Here is a 16,004-nt window from a genome sequence, read left to right as displayed (position 1 = left end):
TCATCAACCTCGTCCCACCCCTTAGGAGAGATCCATGGAAGCACTCGTTTCGCAGATTCAGGGCATGACCGCACTGGCCGCAGCCATCATGATCGGCCTCGGCGCCATCGGTACCGCGCTCGGCTTCGGCATCCTGGGCGGCAAGTTCCTCGAGAGCTCGGCCCGCCAACCGGAAATGATCCCGGTTCTGCAAACCAAGCTCTTCATCATCGCCGGTCTGCTCGACGCCATCTCGATGATCGGTGTTGGTATCGCCCTGCTGTACACGTTCAACAACCCGTTCCTGGCCGCTGCCAAGGCTGCCCTGGGCGCGTAATGAACCCCGGCCCAGGCCGGATGTTGTTGAACTGACTGGAGGAAAACAAGCGTGGATATCAACGCAACACTTCTGGGACAGGCGATTACCTTCGCCATCCTGGTGTGGTTCACGATGAAATTTGTTTGGCCTCCGCTTACCAACATGATGGACGAGCGCGCCAAACGCATTGCTGATGGTTTGGCCGCCGCCGAGCGCGGCAAGCAGGATCTGGAACAGGCGAGCAAACGCGTCGAGGAACAGATCCGCACCGCCAAGCAGCAAGCAAGTGAACTCGTGCTGGCTGCGGAAAAGCGCTCTGGCCAGATCGTGGAAGAAGCGAAGCAGGCCGCACGGAGCGAAGGCGAGAAAATCATCGCCGACGCCCGTGCCGAAATCGGCCAGGAAGTGCTCCGCGCCAAGGAAGAACTGCGGGGTCAGCTTGCTGATCTGGCTGTCGCCGGCGCCGAGAAAATCCTGAAGCGCGAGATCGATCCCGCCAAGCACGCTGATCTGCTGGCCTCCATCAAAGCGGAGTTGTAATCAGCCCATGGCAGAACTCATTACCGTAGCGCGGCCATACGCCGAGGCGGTATTCCGGTTGGCTAAGGACGAAGGTCGTCTTGCCCAGTGGGAAGAAGCGCTGGTCTGGCTTGCCGCCACCGTGCGCGAACCCGCCGTCGACGCCATCGTCTCCGATCCGGAGCGTACCCCGGCCGAGATCGAAGCAATGCTGACTGGTGTTCTGGGCGATAAAGCCGATGCCGAGGTCAAGAACCTCGTCGCCGCGCTTGCCGAGAACCGCCGTCTGGTGCTCTTGCCGGCCATCGCCGACCAGTTTGACCAGCTGAAGCAGGCGGAAGAGGGCGTGCTGACCGCACATATCGCCTCCGCCTTCCCGCTTACCGACTCCCAGTCGGCCGAACTCGCAGCGACCCTCAAAGCCAAGTATGGCAAAGAGATTCAACTCGAGGTCAGCGAAGATTCTGCGCTGCTCGGCGGTGTACGCATCCAGATTGGCGACGACGTGATCGACGCCTCGGTACGCGGCAAACTGCAAGCAATGGCGGTCAGCCTCAAAAGTTAGGAGAGATCATGCAGTTGAACCCTTCTGAAATCAGCGAGCTCATTCGCGCGAAGATTCAGAACCTGCCGTCCGCCACCGAAGCGCGTACCACCGGTACGGTCATCTCGGTGACCGACGGCGTCATCCGCATTCACGGCCTCAAGGACGCGATGCAGGGTGAAATGCTCGAATTCCCGGGCAATACCTATGGCCTGGCCCTGAACCTGGAACGCGACTCCGTCGGCGCCGTGGTGCTGGGCGAGTACGAACACATTTCCGAAGGCGACGAAGTCAAGTGCACGGGTCGCATTCTGGAAGTGCCGGTCGGCCCTGAACTGGTCGGTCGTGTCGTGAACTCGCTCGGTCAGCCGATCGACGGCAAGGGTCCGATCGCCGCCAAGGCATCGAGCCCGATCGAAAAGGTCGCGCCGGGCGTGATCGAACGGAAGTCGGTGGACCAGCCGCTGCAAACCGGCCTGAAGGGCATCGATGCGATGATCCCGATCGGCCGCGGCCAGCGCGAACTGATCATCGGTGACCGTCAGACCGGCAAGACCGCCGTGGCGCTGGACACCATCGCGAACCAGAAGGGCACTGGCGTCATCTGCATCTACGTCGCCATCGGCCAGAAGGCTTCGTCGATCGCCAACGTCGTGCGCAAGCTCGAAGACCAGGGCGCGATGGGTCACACCATCATCGTCGCGGCTTCGGCTTCCGAAACCGCCGCCCTGCAATACATCGCCCCGTACTCCGGCTGCGCGATGGGCGAATACTTCCGTGACCGTGGTCAGGATGCGCTGATCGTGTACGACGATCTGTCGAAGCAGGCTGTGGCCTATCGCCAGATCTCGCTGCTGCTGCGCCGTCCGCCGGGCCGTGAAGCCTACCCGGGCGACGTGTTCTATCTGCACAGCCGTCTGCTGGAACGCGCAGCCCGCGTGAACGCCGACTACGTCGAGAAGTTCACCAACGGTGAAGTCAAGGGCCAGACCGGCTCGCTGACCGCGCTGCCGATCATCGAAACGCAGGCCGGCGACGTGTCCGCTTTCGTGCCGACCAACGTGATCTCGATTACCGACGGCCAGATCTTCCTGGAATCCGACCTGTTCAACGCCGGCATCCGCCCGGCCGTGAACGCCGGTATCTCGGTGTCGCGCGTCGGTGGTGCAGCCCAGACCAACGTGATCAAGAAGCTCGGCGGCGGTATCCGTCTGGCGCTGGCGCAGTACCGCGAACTCGCGGCCTTTGCCCAGTTTGCCTCCGACCTCGACGAACTGACCCGCAAGCAGCTGTCGCACGGTGAAATCGTGACCGAGCTGATGAAGCAGAAGCAGTTCTCGACGCTGAAGATCTCGGAAATGGCCCTGACGCTGTACGGCGTGACCAAGGGTTACTACGAAGGTGTTCCGGTCCGGAAGGCACTGAAGTTCGAAGCTGATTTCCTGTCGCACATGAAGGCTAACCACGCCGACCTGCTCGCAGACGTGGAAAAGACCGGCAAGCTGTCGGAAGAGAACGACAAGAAACTCGCGCAAGCGATGGAATCGTTCAAGGCCGGCTACAACTTCGCCTGATCTTTTCAGACGTCACCACTGAAAGGATTGGGACATGGCAGTCGGCAAGGAAATTCGCACCAAGATCAAAAGCGTAGAAGGTACGCAGAAGATCACTCGCGCTATGCAGATGGTCGCGACGTCGAAAATGCGCAAGACGCAGGCGCGCATGCGCGCCGCGCGTCCGTATGCCGAGAAGGTCCGTGAAGTGATGGCGCATGTCGCCGAAACCAATCCGGACTTCAAGCATCCCGCGTTGCAGACGCGGGAATCGGTCAAGCGTGTCGGTGTCATCCTGGTCAGCTCGGACAAGGGCCTGTGCGGTGGCTTGAACGCCAACGTGCTGCGCACTTTCTATCAGCTGGTCGACGGATGGAGCGACAAGGGCGTGGAAGTCGACGTTTGCTGCTTCGGCCAGAAAGGCTTTGCGGCGCTCACCCGTCTGAAAATGAACGTGGTGTCCAGCGCAACCCAGCTCGGCGATACGCCGCAGCAGGAAAAGCTGATCGGACCGGCGTCGAAAATCGTCCGCTCGTACCTGAGCGGCGATATCGACGAACTGCACATCGTGTACTCGAAGTTCGTGAACACGATGAAGCAGGAGCCGAAGATCGAGCAGTTGCTGCCGCTCAGGACCGAAGAGCTGGAGAGCGAATTCCCGTACTCGTGGGACTATCTCTACGAGCCGGATGTGCGCTCCGTTCTCGACATTCTGGTTCGCCGCTATCTCGAATCCGTCGTCTTCCAGGCGGTGGCTGAGAACATGGCCAGCGAACAGGCGGCGCGGATGGTGGCCATGAAGGCCGCTACCGACAACGCCGCTCAGGCGATCGAGCGACTGAAGCTGACGTACAACAAGGCGCGCCAGGCCGCGATTACTACCGAGCTTTCGGAAATCGTCGCCGGCGCCGCGGCTGTCTAGCGCTGCGAGACGGTTTACTTTATTGGGATTTGACAATGAGCCAAGGCAAAATCGTACAGATCATTGGCGCGGTCGTTGACGCGGAGTTTCCGCGCAACGCCATTCCAAAGGTCTATGACGCCCTGAAGGTCGAGAGTACTGGCCTGACCCTCGAGGTCCAGCAGCAACTCGGCGACGGCGTGGTGCGCTGCATCGCCATGGGTTCGTCGGACGGCCTCAAGCGTGGCCTCGACGTGATCAGCAGCGGTGCGCCGATCTCGGTACCGGTCGGTACCGCGACGCTCGGCCGCATCATGGACGTGCTCGGCGAACCGGTTGACGAACAAGGTCCGGTTGCGACCGAAGAGCGCATGCCGATTCACCGTACCGCCCCGAAGTTTGACGAGCTGGCTGCTTCGTCCGAACTGCTGGAAACCGGCATCAAGGTGATCGACCTGCTGTGCCCGTTCGCCAAGGGCGGCAAGGTCGGCCTGTTCGGCGGCGCCGGCGTCGGCAAGACCGTGAACATGATGGAGCTGATCCGCAACATCGCCATTGAACACAGCGGTTACTCCGTGTTCACCGGCGTGGGCGAGCGGACCCGCGAAGGCAACGACTTCTATCATGAAATGAAAGAGTCGAACGTTCTGGACAAGGTCGCGCTGGTGTACGGCCAGATGAACGAACCGCCGGGCAACCGTCTGCGCGTGGCACTGACCGGCCTGACCATGGCCGAGAAGTTCCGCGACGAAGGCAAGGACGTGCTGCTGTTCGTCGACAACATCTACCGCTACACGCTGGCCGGTACCGAAGTGTCGGCACTGCTGGGCCGTATGCCGTCCGCCGTGGGCTACCAGCCGACGCTGGCGGAAGAAATGGGCAAGTTCCAGGAACGCGTCGCGTCGACCAAGACCGGCTCGATCACGTCGATCCAGGCCGTTTACGTGCCTGCGGATGACTTGACCGACCCGTCGCCGGCCACGACCTTCGCCCACCTGGACGCCACCGTGGTGCTGTCGCGCGATATCGCCGCGCTGGGTATCTACCCGGCCGTTGACCCGCTCGACTCGACCTCGCGTCAGCTGGATCCGATGGTTGTCGGTGAAGAACACTATGCTGTCGCTCGTGGCGTGCAGATGACGCTGCAAAAGTACAAGGAACTGCGTGACATCATCGCGATTCTGGGTATGGATGAACTGTCGGAAGAAGACAAGTTGATCGTTGCCCGCGCTCGCAAGATCCAGCGCTTCCTGTCGCAGCCGTTCTTCGTCGCTGAAGTGTTCACCGGCAGCCCGGGCAAGTTCGTGTCGCTGCGTGAAACCATCAAGGGCTTCAAGGCGATTCTCGCTGGCGAGTACGATGCACTGCCGGAACAGGCGTTCTATATGGTCGGCGGCATCGAAGAAGCGGCTGAAAAAGCCAAGACGCTCTAAAAGGGTAGGCCATGAGTACGATGCATGTGGAAGTGGTCAGCGCCGAGGCGCAAATCTATTCGGGCGAGGCCGAGTTTCTGGTCGCCCCGGCAGAGATGGGCGAAATCGGTGTGTATCCCCGTCACGTGCCGCTCCTGACCCGTATCAAACCGGGCCCGCTGCGCATTCGTGTGCCGGGTCAGGCCGAAGAAGTGATCGTTGCCGTGTCCGGCGGATTGATGGAAATCCAGCCGGACTCGATCACCGTGCTCGCCGATGTGGCGGTACGGGGCGACGAGCTTGACGAGCAGCGTGCGGAAGCCGCGAAGAAGGCAGCCGAGGCCGCACTGGCCAAGGCGACCGACGATCGCGAAACCGCCCAGGCCCGTCAGGCACTGAAGACCGCACTGGCCGAGCTGAAGTCGCTCGAGTATCTGCGTCGTCGGGTTCACTAAACCCGGACTGGTACGAGTGGGGCGGTATGGCCCCAAGCATAAAGGCTGCTATCCTCTCCGGATTGCAGCCTTTTCTTTATTGAATCCGAAATGAACGCGCTCAGTACCGTCATTCTTGCCGCCGGTCGCGGCAAACGCATGTATTCCGACCTGCCGAAAGTCCTGCACCCGATTGGTGGTCAGCCGATGCTCGGCCGGGTCATCACCACCGCGCGCCAGCTGACGCCGGATGTGCTGGTCGTGGTGTACGGCCACGGCGGCGAACGGGTTCGCGAAACGTTCGCTGGCGACAGCGACCTGCGCTGGGCCGAGCAGGCACAGCAACTGGGTACCGGCCATGCGCTGAAAATGGCCATGCCGCATCTGCCGGCGGACGGTCAGGTGCTGGTGCTCTACGGCGACGTGCCGCTGATCCAGGCCGAGACGCTGCGCCGGCTGGCAACGGCGGCCGGCAGCGGCGTCGGCCTGCTGGTCGATACCCTGGACGACCCCACCGGCTATGGCCGCATCGTGCGCGATGCACATGGCCGGGTCAGCGGCATCGTCGAGCAGAAGGACGCGTCGGCGGCGCAACTGGCGATCCGGGAAATCAACACCGGCATCCTGGTGCTGCCGGCGGCGCGGCTGGCCGGCTGGCTGAACGAACTCGGCAATGACAATGTGCAGGGCGAGTACTACCTGACCGACGTGATTGCGCTGGCCGTGCGCGACGATGTCGCGGTGACCACACTGGCCGTGCCGGCCAGCTGGCAGGCGGCCGGGGTGAATGCCAAGCGGCAACTGGCCGAACTGGAACGGATCTTCCAGCGCGAACAGGCGAATGCGCTGCTGGACCAGGGCGTCACGCTGCTGGACCCGTCCCGTTTCGATCTGCGTGGCGAACTGCAGTGCGGCCGCGACGTCAGCATCGATGTCGGCTGTGTGTTCGAGGGCCGGGTCATGCTGGGCGACGGCGTGCACATCGGGGCGCATTGCGTGCTGCGCAATGTCAGCCTGGCAGCCGGCTGTGAGGTCCAGCCGTTCTCGCATCTGGATGGTGCCAGCGTCGGCGAAGGCGCCCGCATCGGTCCGTACGCGCGGCTGCGGCCGGGCGCCGAACTGGCCGGTCACGTGCATGTCGGCAACTTTGTCGAGATCAAGAAATCGCGTGTCGGCGAGGGCAGCAAGGTCAATCATCTGACCTATATCGGCGACAGCGACATCGGCCGCGGCGTCAATGTCGGCGCCGGTACCGTGACCTGCAACTACGATGGCGTGAACAAGTTCCGCACCGTGGTTGAGGACAACGCGTTTATCGGTTCCGGCACCATGCTGGTCGCACCGGTCAGGATCGAACAGGGCGCAACCATTGGTGCCGGTTCGGTCATTACCCGCACCGCACCGACCGGTGCCCTGACGCTGGCCCGGGCCAAGCAGATGACGCTGTCCGGCTGGCAGCGACCGAAGAAGCCGTAACGCGCACGCCGGCGACGCTTCGTTACCGATGGGGTCAGGGCCACCGTATATAATGGCGCATTGCCCGCCCGGATTGATTTAAGGACAGAATATGTGTGGTGTAGTCGGTGCCGTATCCCATCGTGATATCGTTCCTCTGCTGATCGATGGCCTGAAGCGGCTGGAATACCGGGGCTACGATTCGTCCGGCATTGCCGTCAATGTCGGCGATGAAATCCGCCGGGTTCGCCGTGTCGGCCGGGTGACGGAAATGGAAACGGCCGTGCTCGCGGAAGGCCTGCACGGCAGCGCCGGTATCGGCCATACCCGCTGGGCCACCCACGGCGGCGTGACCGAGCCGAATGCACACCCGCATATCTCCAATGGCCGCATTGCCATCGTGCATAACGGCATTATCGAGAACCACGAAGAAAAGCGCGCCGAACTGATCGCCCAGGGGTATGAATTCAGTTCGCAGACCGATACCGAAGTGGTCGCCCACCTGATCGATTTCTACGACCAGCAGAGCCACGACCTGTTCGACGCGGTCCGCCGCGCGGTGCGCGAGCTGCATGGCGCCTACGCCATCTGCGTGATGGCGCTCGACCGCCCGCAGGAGCTGGTCGCGGCCCGCATGGGCTGCCCGCTGCTGATCGGCCTTGGCAATGACGAGAATTTCGTCGCCTCCGACGTGTCCGCCATCCTGTCCGCTACCCGCCGGGTGATGTTCATGGAAGAGGGCGACGTCGTGCGGCTGACGCGCGAGGGGGTCGACATCACCGACCAGAACGGTACGCCGGTGCAGCGCGACATCCGCGAAAGCGAAGTGTCGCTGGCCTCGCTGGAGCTGGGCCCGTACAGCCACTTCATGCAGAAGGAAATCCACGAGCAGCCCAAGGCCCTGTCCGACACCATCGATGCCGTGCTGGGCGCGGGCTTCAGCCCGGCCGTGTTCGGTGACGACAGCGGCCGGCTGGCAGCAGCGGAAGGGGTGAAGATCCTGGCCTGCGGCACCAGCTACTACGCCGGTCTGACTGCCAAGTACTGGATCGAGGCGATTGCCGGCCTGCCGTGCAGCGTCGAGGTTGCCAGCGAGTATCGCTACCGCGATGCCTACGTGAATCCGGCACACCTGATCGTCACCCTGTCGCAGTCCGGCGAAACGCTGGACACCATGGAAGCGCTGAAGCGCGCCCGCGAGCTCGGTCACCGTACCGCGCTGTCGATCTGCAACGTCAGCGAGAGCGCGATTCCGCGTGCCAGTGACCTGGTGTTCTACACCCGCGCCGGTGCCGAAATTGGCGTCGCCTCGACCAAGGCGTTCACCACGCAACTGGTGGCGCTGTTCACGCTGGCGATCACGCTGGGCAAGCAGCGCGGACGAGTCGATGCCGAGGCTGAAGCCGGTTATCTGGAAGCGCTGCGCTACCTGCCGGGCTCGGTCCAGCATGCGCTGAACCTGGAACCGCAGATCAGCAGCTGGGCGCAGGCATTTGCGTCGAAGCAGCATGCGCTGTTCCTCGGTCGCGGCGTGCATTACCCGATCGCGCTGGAAGGCGCGCTGAAGCTGAAGGAAATCACCTATATCCACGCCGAGGCCTACCCTGCCGGCGAGCTCAAGCACGGTCCGCTGGCGCTGGTCGACAGCGACATGCCGGTGGTGGTCATCGCGCCGAAGGATACGCTGCTGGAAAAGGTGAAATCCAACATGCAGGAAGTGCGCGCGCGCGGCGGCGAGCTGTTCGTGTTTGCCGACCTGGACAGCCAGTTCAGCGATTCCGACTGCGTGCACGTGATCCGTACCCCGCGCCATGTCGGCATCCTGTCGCCGATCGTGCACACCATTCCGGTGCAACTGCTGGCCTATCACGTGGCGCTGGCCAAGGGCACCGACGTCGACAAACCGCGCAATCTGGCGAAGAGCGTGACGGTGGAGTAGACCGCTCAGCGCCGGATTTTATCCGTATAGATCTTATATTCCGGGTGTAAATATATTGGCATTTTTATTTGTCAATAAAATGCCGGCGGTGAATATCCATTGATCGGCGATAACAGTCCGTTTCGCCTGCGCCGGGAAAACGTTCATAATCGCGAGCAGAACCTTTCAAACTTTTGATCTTCGATTCCATTGGAACAGAATGCCTACCTTGATCCCGACCATTCTGTGCGGCGGCGCCGGCTCGCGGCTGTGGCCCGTCTCGCGCGAACAGCATCCGAAACCGTTCATCCGGCTGGCTGACGGAAAAAGCCTGCTGCAGAAGGCATTTCTCCGCAGTTTCAAATTGCCGGATGTGACAGAAATCCTGACGGTGACCAACCGCGATCTGTTCTTCAAGACCAAGGACGAGCTGCGCGAAGTCAATTCGCGGAAACTGCCTGCGTCATTCATGCTGGAGCCGTTCGGGCGCAATACCGCTGCCGCAGTCGCCTGCGCGGCCCTGCAGGTCCGCCAGCGCCATGGTGACGATGCAGTGCTGCTGGTGCTTGCAGCCGATCACCTGATCGCCAACCAGAAAGCATTTGCAACTGCGGTGGCGCGCGCAGTCGAGCTGGCTGCAGATGGCATGCTGGTAACGTTCGGCATCCACCCGGACAGCCCGGAAACCGGATACGGCTATATCGAGGCTGATGGTCACCGCGTGCTGCGTTTTGTCGAAAAGCCTTCTCAGGACACCGCTCGCGACTATCTGGCCTCGGGCCGTTTTCTGTGGAATTCGGGCATGTTCTGCTTCCGGACCGGCACGCTGATCGACGAGATGAACGCGCACAGCCCCGAGGTCATTCAGGCGGTCGAGCACTGCCTGGCCGCCTCGCAGCAGGTGGGAGGACAGGACGTGCTGCAGCTTGAACTCGACGCCGAGCGTTTTGCCGTCGTGCCCGATATCTCCATCGACTATGCGCTGATGGAAAAATCGTCGCGAGTGGCCGTGGTGCCATGCGATATCGGCTGGAGTGACATCGGTTCTTGGACTGCGCTGGGCGCCCTCGTTCCGCCGGACGAGGACGGTAACTGTATCGAAAGCGAAGTCATGCTTCATGATGTCAGCAACTGCTACATCAAGAGCGAGGAGCGGCTGGTTGGTGCTGTCGGCATCGACAATCTGGTCATCATCGACACTTCGGATGCGTTGCTGGTGGCTAGCAAGGACCGTGTTCAGGACGTCAAGCGGATCTATGCGGGCCTTAAGGAGCAGGGGCATGAGGCCTACAAGCTCCACCGCACAGTCCACCGCCCATGGGGCACTTACACCGTGCTGGAAGAAGGTGACCATTTCAAGATCAAACGCATCGTGGTCAAGCCGGGGGCCAGTCTCAGCCTGCAGATGCACCATCATCGCAGTGAACACTGGATCGTCGTGCGCGGCGCGGCGCGGGTGGTCAATGGGGACAAGGAAATTTTCGTGTCGACCAACGAGTCGACCTATATTCCCGCCGGTCACCAGCACCGGCTGGTAAACCCCGGCTCGATCGATCTGGTACTGATTGAGGTGCAGAGCGGCGAATACCTGGGAGAAGACGACATTGTCCGCTTTCAGGACAACTACGGTCGCTGCTGAATGGGCATGGATGACGCGCTGCTGCGCCGCCTGACTGTGCCGGCGGCGACCGATCACGTGCTGCTCGACGTGGATGCCGTGCGCCAGCCGCTGACTGGTATCGGTCGCTATGCGCTGATGCTGGCACGCGGCCTGTCGGCCGAGTTGGATGCGGAGGCGCTCCAGTTGCTGCGTGGAGGCCATCCGGTCAGCCTTGGGCAGATGGAGCGCGGGCTGGCTTCCGGTTCGGCCGGACGCGTGGCCCGGATCGCTGCGAGACTGCCGTTTCGCCCGATACTGCGGCGCGCCTATCTGCAGTGGGTCGGCATGCAGAGCCGTACCTTGCTGGCGCGCCGGGCCGAGCAGGGCTACCTGCTCCACACGCCGAACTATCTGGGACTCGATTATCCGGGGCGCACGCTGATCACGCTGCACGATCTGTCCTACTGCCATTACCCGGAGTGCCACCCTCCCGAGCGAGTGCGCTGGATGAACGAATGCCTGCCGAGCCGGATCGAGCAGGCGGTCGGTCTGATCACGGATGCGGAGTCGGTACGGCAGGAAGTGATCGCCACCTATGGTGTCGCCCCGGACAAGGTCACTGCGATTCCGCTTGGTGTGGAGCCGGAGTTCCATCCGCGTGAGGCTGCCGATCTGGATCCGGTGCTTGCGCGATACCGGCTGGCGTCGGGCGGATATCTGCTGTCGGTGGCTACCCTGGAGCCACGCAAGAATCTGGAACGTCTGCTGGACGCCCATGAGCGCCTGCCGGTGTCGCTGCAGAGCGCCTGGCCGCTGGTGCTGGCCGGCGGGCGAGGCTGGAGCAATGCTCGTCTGCTCGAACGGCTGCAGGCCGCCGAGGCCTCCGGCCGCGTCCGGCGACTCGGCTATGTGGCCGAAGATGACCTGCCGGCCCTGTACGCGGGGGCCCGGGCGTTTGCGCTGCCCTCGCTGTACGAGGGTTTCGGTCTGCCACTGCTGGAGGCGATGGCGTCCGGCATTCCTGCATTGGCATCCGACCGTGGTTCTCTGCCCGAGGTGGCAGGCGACGGCGCACTACTGGTTGACGCGCTTGATGTGACGGCCATGAGCGTCGCGCTCGAACGATTGCTGACCGATGCGCCGCTGCGCGCACGTCTTGTGGCTGCGGCGCGCGCGCGCGCGGCGACCTATACCTGGGCGCGCTGTGTCAGCGAGACACGGAATGCGTACCGCCGCTGTCCGTGGTGAACCTCGCGAAGCTGGAGTAGATAGCGCGCAGGGAATCCTCTATCGGCGTTCGCGGTTGCCAGCCGGTTGCGTTGCTCAGCCGCGCATGACTGGCGACAACCCGGCGCTGTTCGGCCGGGCGCAGACGCGCCGGGTCCTGACGGACCTCTACCGTGACACCGGCAATGGCGATCAGACGGTCTAGCAGGTCGCGCACCCGGTATTCGCGACCCGAGCAGATGTTGTAGATGCCTCCGCGCACGCCGTGCGCTAGCAGGTCCAGATAGGCCTCGGCCACATCGGCCACATCGGTGAAATCCCGTGTCACGTCGATGTCCCCGACCTCCAGCACCGGCGCCAGCTCTCCGCGGGCGATCGCGGCCAGTTGTGAAGCAAAAGACGGCAGCGCGAAACCGGTGCTCTGGCCAGCGCCAACATGATTAAACGGTCGCGCCATCATGATCCGGTAGCGGCTGCTGATGGCGCGCTGGAAGCACAGCGCCTCGGCGGCAACCTTGCTGACTGCGTACGGGTTGCGCGGATGTAACGGCGTGTCCTCGGTGATCGGGAATGCGGCCGGGTCGACCAGGCCATACATGTCGCCCGAACCGACGAACAGCAGGGCGCCGTCGAATCCGCAGGCATCGAGAGCATTGAGCAACGCTTCTGTCCCGTGGTAATTGACCCGGAACGTGGCGGCGGGATCCTCGAAAGAGGCCGCGACATTGCTCTGGGCGGCCAGGTGCAGCACGGCGTCCGGGGCCAGTCGGCGGATTTCCGCCTCCAGTGCCCGATTGTCCAGCACATCGACCACAGAAGGCAGGGCCAGCCAGTCGGCGCTACGGCCGGCCTGCAGTTGCCTGACTACATGACCGGCGACAAAACCCCGACCTCCCGTTATCATTAACCGCATTTTTTACTCCGGTCTCTGGTTGATGGCCGGGGTATTGTGCCCGAAGTGCGCCCTCCGCGTGAGGATCACCGTGCCGGGTTTCAGCAAGCCAAGCCAAAGGACGCGGGTGTCTACCGCGAGTCGAATATGAGCAAACGAGCACTCATCACTGGTCTGACCGGCCAGGATGGCGCCTACCTGGCGCAACTTCTGTTGAACAAGGGTTACGAAGTCTACGGGATCATTGCCCGCCGCAGTACGCCGACAGTCTGGCGGCTGGACGAGCTGGGCATTCGCGAAGAAATCCGGTTCATTGAGGCCGATCTGGCCGATGCTGCGTCGCTGATCCGCGCCGTCCAGCAGAGTCAGCCGGACGAAATCTACAACCTTGGTGCACAGAGCTTCGTCGGCACCTCGTGGAACCAGCCGCTGGTCACCGCCGACATCGATGCGCTCGGTGTGACGCGACTGCTCGAAGCGATCCGCCTGGTCAAGCCGGACGCGCGGTTCTACCAGGCATCGACCAGCGAAATGTTCGGTTTGATCCAGGCCGAGCGGCAGAGCGAGACGACGCCGTTCTACCCGCGCAGCCCGTATGGCGTGGCCAAGCTGTATGGTCACTGGATCACCGTCAACTACCGCGAGAGCTTCAAGCTCCATGCCTCCAGCGGCATCCTGTTCAACCACGAGTCGCCGCTGCGCGGCATCGAATTCGTGACGCGAAAGGTGACTGACGCCGTCGCGCGCATCAAGTTCGGCAAGCAGAAGGAACTGCGCCTCGGTAATATCGACGCCAGGCGCGACTGGGGTTTTGCCGGAGATTATGTTGAAGCCATGTGGCTGATGCTGCAACAGGACACACCGGACGATTACGTCGTTGCCACCGGTGTGACGACCACCGTGCGCACGATGTGCGAAATTGCTTTCCGCCATGTGGGGCTGAACCCCGACGACCATATCGTCATCGACCCGGCTTTCTTCCGCCCGGCCGAGGTGGACGTGCTGCTCGGCAACCCGGACAAGGCGCGCGCCAAACTGGGCTGGACGCCGAAGACCTCGCTCGAACAACTGATCACCATGATGGTCGAGGCCGACCTGCGCCGTGTCGGGAAAGAATAAACGTCGCGCATCGGGCGGGGTTCCCCCGCCTGCTCCGCCCTCTCGGCGGCTTTTCCGTACCGCTTCTCCCCTGAAACTGTCCGCGGTCGACTATCGCGGGCAGAGGACCGAATGAAACTGATCCATTCCCTCTGGCAATTTCGAGGCTTCGTGCTTGGCAGCGTCAAGCGGGATATCCACGCGCGTTATCTGGGGACCCTGCTCGGCGCGACCTGGATTGTCATCCAGCCGCTGATGATGATCCTCGTCTACACACTGATTTTCTCCAAAGTCATGCACAGCCGGCTACCCGGCGTGGGGGGCGACTTCGCCTATAGCATCCACCTGTGCGCGGGTCTGCTGCCGTGGCTGTATTTTTCCGAAACCCTGCTGCGCTGTCAGACGATCTTTATCGACAATGCCAACCTGATGAAGAAGAGCAGTTTCCCGAACATCTGCTTGCCTGTCATCACTGTTCTGATCACCTCGTTCAATTTTGCGGTGATTTTCAGTCTTTTCCTGGTGTTTTTGCTGCTGATCGGTCATTTTCCAGGGTGGGTGATTCTGGCCATCCTGCCGGTCATTGTGCTGCAGACGCTGCTGGCGCTGGGGCTGGGCCTTCTGTGCGCGACGCTGAACGTGTTTTTCCGCGACGTGGGCCAACTGGTCGGTGCCGTGTTGCAGTTCGGCTTCTGGTTGACTCCGATCATCTACCCGATTTCTGTGCTGCCAGTGTGGACGCACCGCTGGATCATGCTGAACCCGCTGGTCGGCGTCTTCAACTTCTACCAGACCATTTTCGTGGAGCAGCGCATACCGCCGCTCGATGGTCTGCTATCTGCAGCGATCTGGACCTCGTTTTCCCTGGTGATCGGCCTGTGGGTTTACCGTCGCCATCAACGTGAAATGGTGGATGAACTATGAATCCGGTGATCGAAGTCAACGGACTCAGCAAGGCCTACAAGAACTACCCGGGCAAATGGAGCCGACTGCGCGAATGGCTGTCCCCGCGCGGGCAGCCGCGCCACCGGCTGAGCTGGGTGCTTCATGGCCTGAGCTTCAGTGTGGCGGCCGGCGAGTCGGTCGGCATTGTGGGCCAGAATGGTGCCGGCAAGAGCACCCTGCTCAAACTGCTGACTGGGACGTCCTTTCCCACTGCTGGTCAGGTCCGGGTCAATGGCCAGCTATCGGCATTGCTGGAACTGGGAATGGGATTTCACCCGGATTTCACCGGTCGTCAGAATGTCTACATGACCGGCCAGTTGATGGGACGGACCAGCGGCCAGATCGACGGTGCGCTGGCCGGGATCGAGGCGTTTGCCGAAATTGGCGATTATTTCGACCGTCCTGTTCGCACATATTCCAGTGGCATGCAAGTGCGGCTGGCGTTCAGCGTTGCGACAGCGTTTCGGCCCGATATCCTGATTGTCGATGAGGCGCTGGCAGTCGGGGATGTTTATTTTCAACACAAGTGTTTCGGCCGAATTCGCGCTTTTCGCGAACAAGGCACGACACTGCTGTTCGTCTCCCACGACCCGGGGGCTGTCAAGAGCTTGTGTGATCGTGCCATTCTGCTGAATGGTGGCCGCATTGTTCTTGACGACAAGCCGGATATCGTGCTTGACCACTACAACGCGCTGATCGCCGAGCGCGAGGCAGACCATCACCGCGCGAATGCGCGCGAGACGCCTCTGCATCTGCGTTCGGGCAACCGCAAGGCGGAGATCAACGGTGTCGTACTGCAGCATGGCGACGAGGAACGCCAGATTTTCCGCGTCGGCGAGGCGGCACAACTGCGCGTGCGCTATCAGGTTCACGAGCAACTGGCCGACCTGACGTTTGGCATCCTGATCAAGGATCGCCTCGGCAATGACATCTTCGGCACCAACACTTGGCACCTTGGCTATTCCGAGCCCCTGGGAACGCAGCCGGGTCATGAGCAGGAACTGGTGCTGAACATCCCGTCGCTTGCCCTCGGCGTCGGTAGTTACAGTGTGACACTGGCGTTGCACAGCCATGCGACCCACTTGCAGGACAGCTACGACTGGTGGGAAAAATGCCTGGTGTTCGAAGTGGTTCGGGGGTCACACCCCGAGTTCATCGGCACCAGCCCTCTGGTCATCGAGCCTCACCTTAGCCCCCGAAACTGAGCC

15 protein-coding genes are annotated in these 16,004 nt (G+C 62.1%); 14 read left to right on the top strand and 1 reads right to left on the bottom strand.

The window, feature by feature from the left end; genetic code table 11:
• Positions 1 to 34: 34 nt before the first annotated feature.
• From atpE to ACYVG8_RS03340, 11 genes are all read left to right on the top strand, one after another.
• Positions 35 to 316: a F0F1 ATP synthase subunit C gene (atpE, locus tag ACYVG8_RS03390; protein WP_028499254.1), complete on the top strand. Its 282-nt coding sequence runs from the start codon at positions 35 to 37 to the stop codon at positions 314 to 316.
• A 51-nt stretch (positions 317 to 367) separates the two neighbouring features.
• A complete protein-coding gene (locus tag ACYVG8_RS03385; protein ID WP_028499255.1) occupies positions 368 to 838 on the top strand; it encodes a F0F1 ATP synthase subunit B in 471 nt (156 codons plus the stop codon).
• 7 nt (positions 839 to 845) lie between these two features.
• The gene (locus tag ACYVG8_RS03380) at positions 846 to 1,382 is read left to right on the top strand and encodes a F0F1 ATP synthase subunit delta (RefSeq protein ID WP_028499256.1); all 537 of its coding nucleotides are present in this window, start codon (positions 846 to 848) and stop codon (positions 1,380 to 1,382) included.
• Positions 1,383 to 1,390: 8 nt separating this feature from the next.
• Positions 1,391 to 2,935, top strand: coding sequence for a F0F1 ATP synthase subunit alpha (gene atpA / locus ACYVG8_RS03375; protein ID WP_028499257.1), 1,545 nt, complete (start codon positions 1,391 to 1,393; stop codon positions 2,933 to 2,935).
• 34 nt (positions 2,936 to 2,969) lie between these two features.
• Entirely contained in the window at positions 2,970 to 3,836 is an 867-nt protein-coding gene (gene atpG, locus ACYVG8_RS03370) for a F0F1 ATP synthase subunit gamma (RefSeq protein WP_028499258.1), read from the top strand.
• A gap of 35 nt (positions 3,837 to 3,871) precedes the next feature.
• Positions 3,872 to 5,248 (top strand): F0F1 ATP synthase subunit beta, encoded by a 1,377-nt coding sequence (atpD, locus tag ACYVG8_RS03365; protein WP_028499259.1) that lies wholly within the window; start codon positions 3,872 to 3,874, stop codon positions 5,246 to 5,248.
• A gap of 11 nt (positions 5,249 to 5,259) precedes the next feature.
• Positions 5,260 to 5,682: a F0F1 ATP synthase subunit epsilon gene (locus ACYVG8_RS03360; protein ID WP_028499260.1), complete on the top strand. Its 423-nt coding sequence runs from the start codon at positions 5,260 to 5,262 to the stop codon at positions 5,680 to 5,682.
• Positions 5,683 to 5,772: 90 nt separating this feature from the next.
• Positions 5,773 to 7,137, top strand: coding sequence for a bifunctional UDP-N-acetylglucosamine diphosphorylase/glucosamine-1-phosphate N-acetyltransferase GlmU (gene glmU, locus ACYVG8_RS03355; RefSeq protein ID WP_460745020.1), 1,365 nt, complete (start codon positions 5,773 to 5,775; stop codon positions 7,135 to 7,137).
• Between the two features lie 91 nt (positions 7,138 to 7,228).
• The gene (gene glmS, locus ACYVG8_RS03350) at positions 7,229 to 9,055 is read left to right on the top strand and encodes a glutamine--fructose-6-phosphate transaminase (isomerizing) (protein ID WP_460745019.1); all 1,827 of its coding nucleotides are present in this window, start codon (positions 7,229 to 7,231) and stop codon (positions 9,053 to 9,055) included.
• 199 nt (positions 9,056 to 9,254) lie between these two features.
• Positions 9,255 to 10,673 (top strand): mannose-1-phosphate guanylyltransferase/mannose-6-phosphate isomerase, encoded by a 1,419-nt coding sequence (locus tag ACYVG8_RS03345; RefSeq protein WP_112692771.1) that lies wholly within the window; start codon positions 9,255 to 9,257, stop codon positions 10,671 to 10,673.
• Between the two features lie 6 nt (positions 10,674 to 10,679).
• Complete coding sequence (locus tag ACYVG8_RS03340; protein ID WP_158537469.1) at positions 10,680 to 11,882, top strand: glycosyltransferase family 4 protein; 1,203 nt, start codon at positions 10,680 to 10,682, stop codon at positions 11,880 to 11,882.
• Here the strand turns inward: ACYVG8_RS03340 and ACYVG8_RS03335 are convergent.
• The gene (locus ACYVG8_RS03335) at positions 11,842 to 12,774 is read right to left on the bottom strand and encodes a GDP-mannose 4,6-dehydratase (protein ID WP_112692769.1); all 933 of its coding nucleotides are present in this window, start codon (positions 12,772 to 12,774) and stop codon (positions 11,842 to 11,844) included. The genes ACYVG8_RS03340 and ACYVG8_RS03335 overlap by 41 nt on opposite strands.
• A 126-nt stretch (positions 12,775 to 12,900) precedes the next feature.
• Between ACYVG8_RS03335 and gmd the strand changes: the two genes are divergently transcribed.
• The 3 genes from gmd (at position 12,901) to ACYVG8_RS03320 (ending at position 16,001) form a co-directional block, all read left to right on the top strand.
• Positions 12,901 to 13,872 (top strand): GDP-mannose 4,6-dehydratase, encoded by a 972-nt coding sequence (gmd, locus tag ACYVG8_RS03330; protein ID WP_028499265.1) that lies wholly within the window; start codon positions 12,901 to 12,903, stop codon positions 13,870 to 13,872.
• A gap of 111 nt (positions 13,873 to 13,983) precedes the next feature.
• Positions 13,984 to 14,775 carry an ABC transporter permease gene (locus ACYVG8_RS03325; protein ID WP_028499266.1) on the top strand — a complete coding sequence of 264 codons (792 nt, stop codon included), beginning with the start codon at positions 13,984 to 13,986 and terminating at the stop codon, positions 14,773 to 14,775.
• Positions 14,772 to 16,001 (top strand): ABC transporter ATP-binding protein, encoded by a 1,230-nt coding sequence (locus ACYVG8_RS03320; protein ID WP_028499267.1) that lies wholly within the window; start codon positions 14,772 to 14,774, stop codon positions 15,999 to 16,001. Before ACYVG8_RS03325 ends, ACYVG8_RS03320 begins: the two co-directional genes overlap by 4 nt.
• The last annotated feature ends 3 nt before the right edge of the window (positions 16,002 to 16,004 follow it).

This window comes from Microvirgula curvata, assembly GCF_054781615.1.
The sequence above is the reverse complement of the archived record's forward strand: the minus strand, read 5'-3'. Positions and strand labels throughout refer to the sequence as shown.

Excerpts from the sequence above, each read along its gene's own strand:
- atpE (WP_028499254.1), top strand. The coding sequence starts at position 35 with ATGGAAGCACTCGTTTCGCAGATTCAGGGCATGACCGCACTGGCCGCA.
- ACYVG8_RS03380 (WP_028499256.1), top strand. The coding sequence starts at position 846 with ATGGCAGAACTCATTACCGTAGCGCGGCCATACGCCGAGGCGGTATTC.
- atpA (WP_028499257.1), top strand. The coding sequence starts at position 1,391 with ATGCAGTTGAACCCTTCTGAAATCAGCGAGCTCATTCGCGCGAAGATT.
- atpG (WP_028499258.1), top strand. The coding sequence starts at position 2,970 with ATGGCAGTCGGCAAGGAAATTCGCACCAAGATCAAAAGCGTAGAAGGT.
- atpD (WP_028499259.1), top strand. The coding sequence starts at position 3,872 with ATGAGCCAAGGCAAAATCGTACAGATCATTGGCGCGGTCGTTGACGCG.
- ACYVG8_RS03360 (WP_028499260.1), top strand. The coding sequence starts at position 5,260 with ATGAGTACGATGCATGTGGAAGTGGTCAGCGCCGAGGCGCAAATCTAT.
- glmU (WP_460745020.1), top strand. The coding sequence starts at position 5,773 with ATGAACGCGCTCAGTACCGTCATTCTTGCCGCCGGTCGCGGCAAACGC.
- glmS (WP_460745019.1), top strand. The coding sequence starts at position 7,229 with ATGTGTGGTGTAGTCGGTGCCGTATCCCATCGTGATATCGTTCCTCTG.
- ACYVG8_RS03345 (WP_112692771.1), top strand. The coding sequence starts at position 9,255 with ATGCCTACCTTGATCCCGACCATTCTGTGCGGCGGCGCCGGCTCGCGG.
- ACYVG8_RS03340 (WP_158537469.1), top strand. The coding sequence starts at position 10,680 with ATGGATGACGCGCTGCTGCGCCGCCTGACTGTGCCGGCGGCGACCGAT.
- ACYVG8_RS03335 (WP_112692769.1), bottom strand. The coding sequence starts at position 12,774 with ATGCGGTTAATGATAACGGGAGGTCGGGGTTTTGTCGCCGGTCATGTA.
- gmd (WP_028499265.1), top strand. The coding sequence starts at position 12,901 with ATGAGCAAACGAGCACTCATCACTGGTCTGACCGGCCAGGATGGCGCC.
- ACYVG8_RS03325 (WP_028499266.1), top strand. The coding sequence starts at position 13,984 with ATGAAACTGATCCATTCCCTCTGGCAATTTCGAGGCTTCGTGCTTGGC.
- ACYVG8_RS03320 (WP_028499267.1), top strand. The coding sequence starts at position 14,772 with ATGAATCCGGTGATCGAAGTCAACGGACTCAGCAAGGCCTACAAGAAC.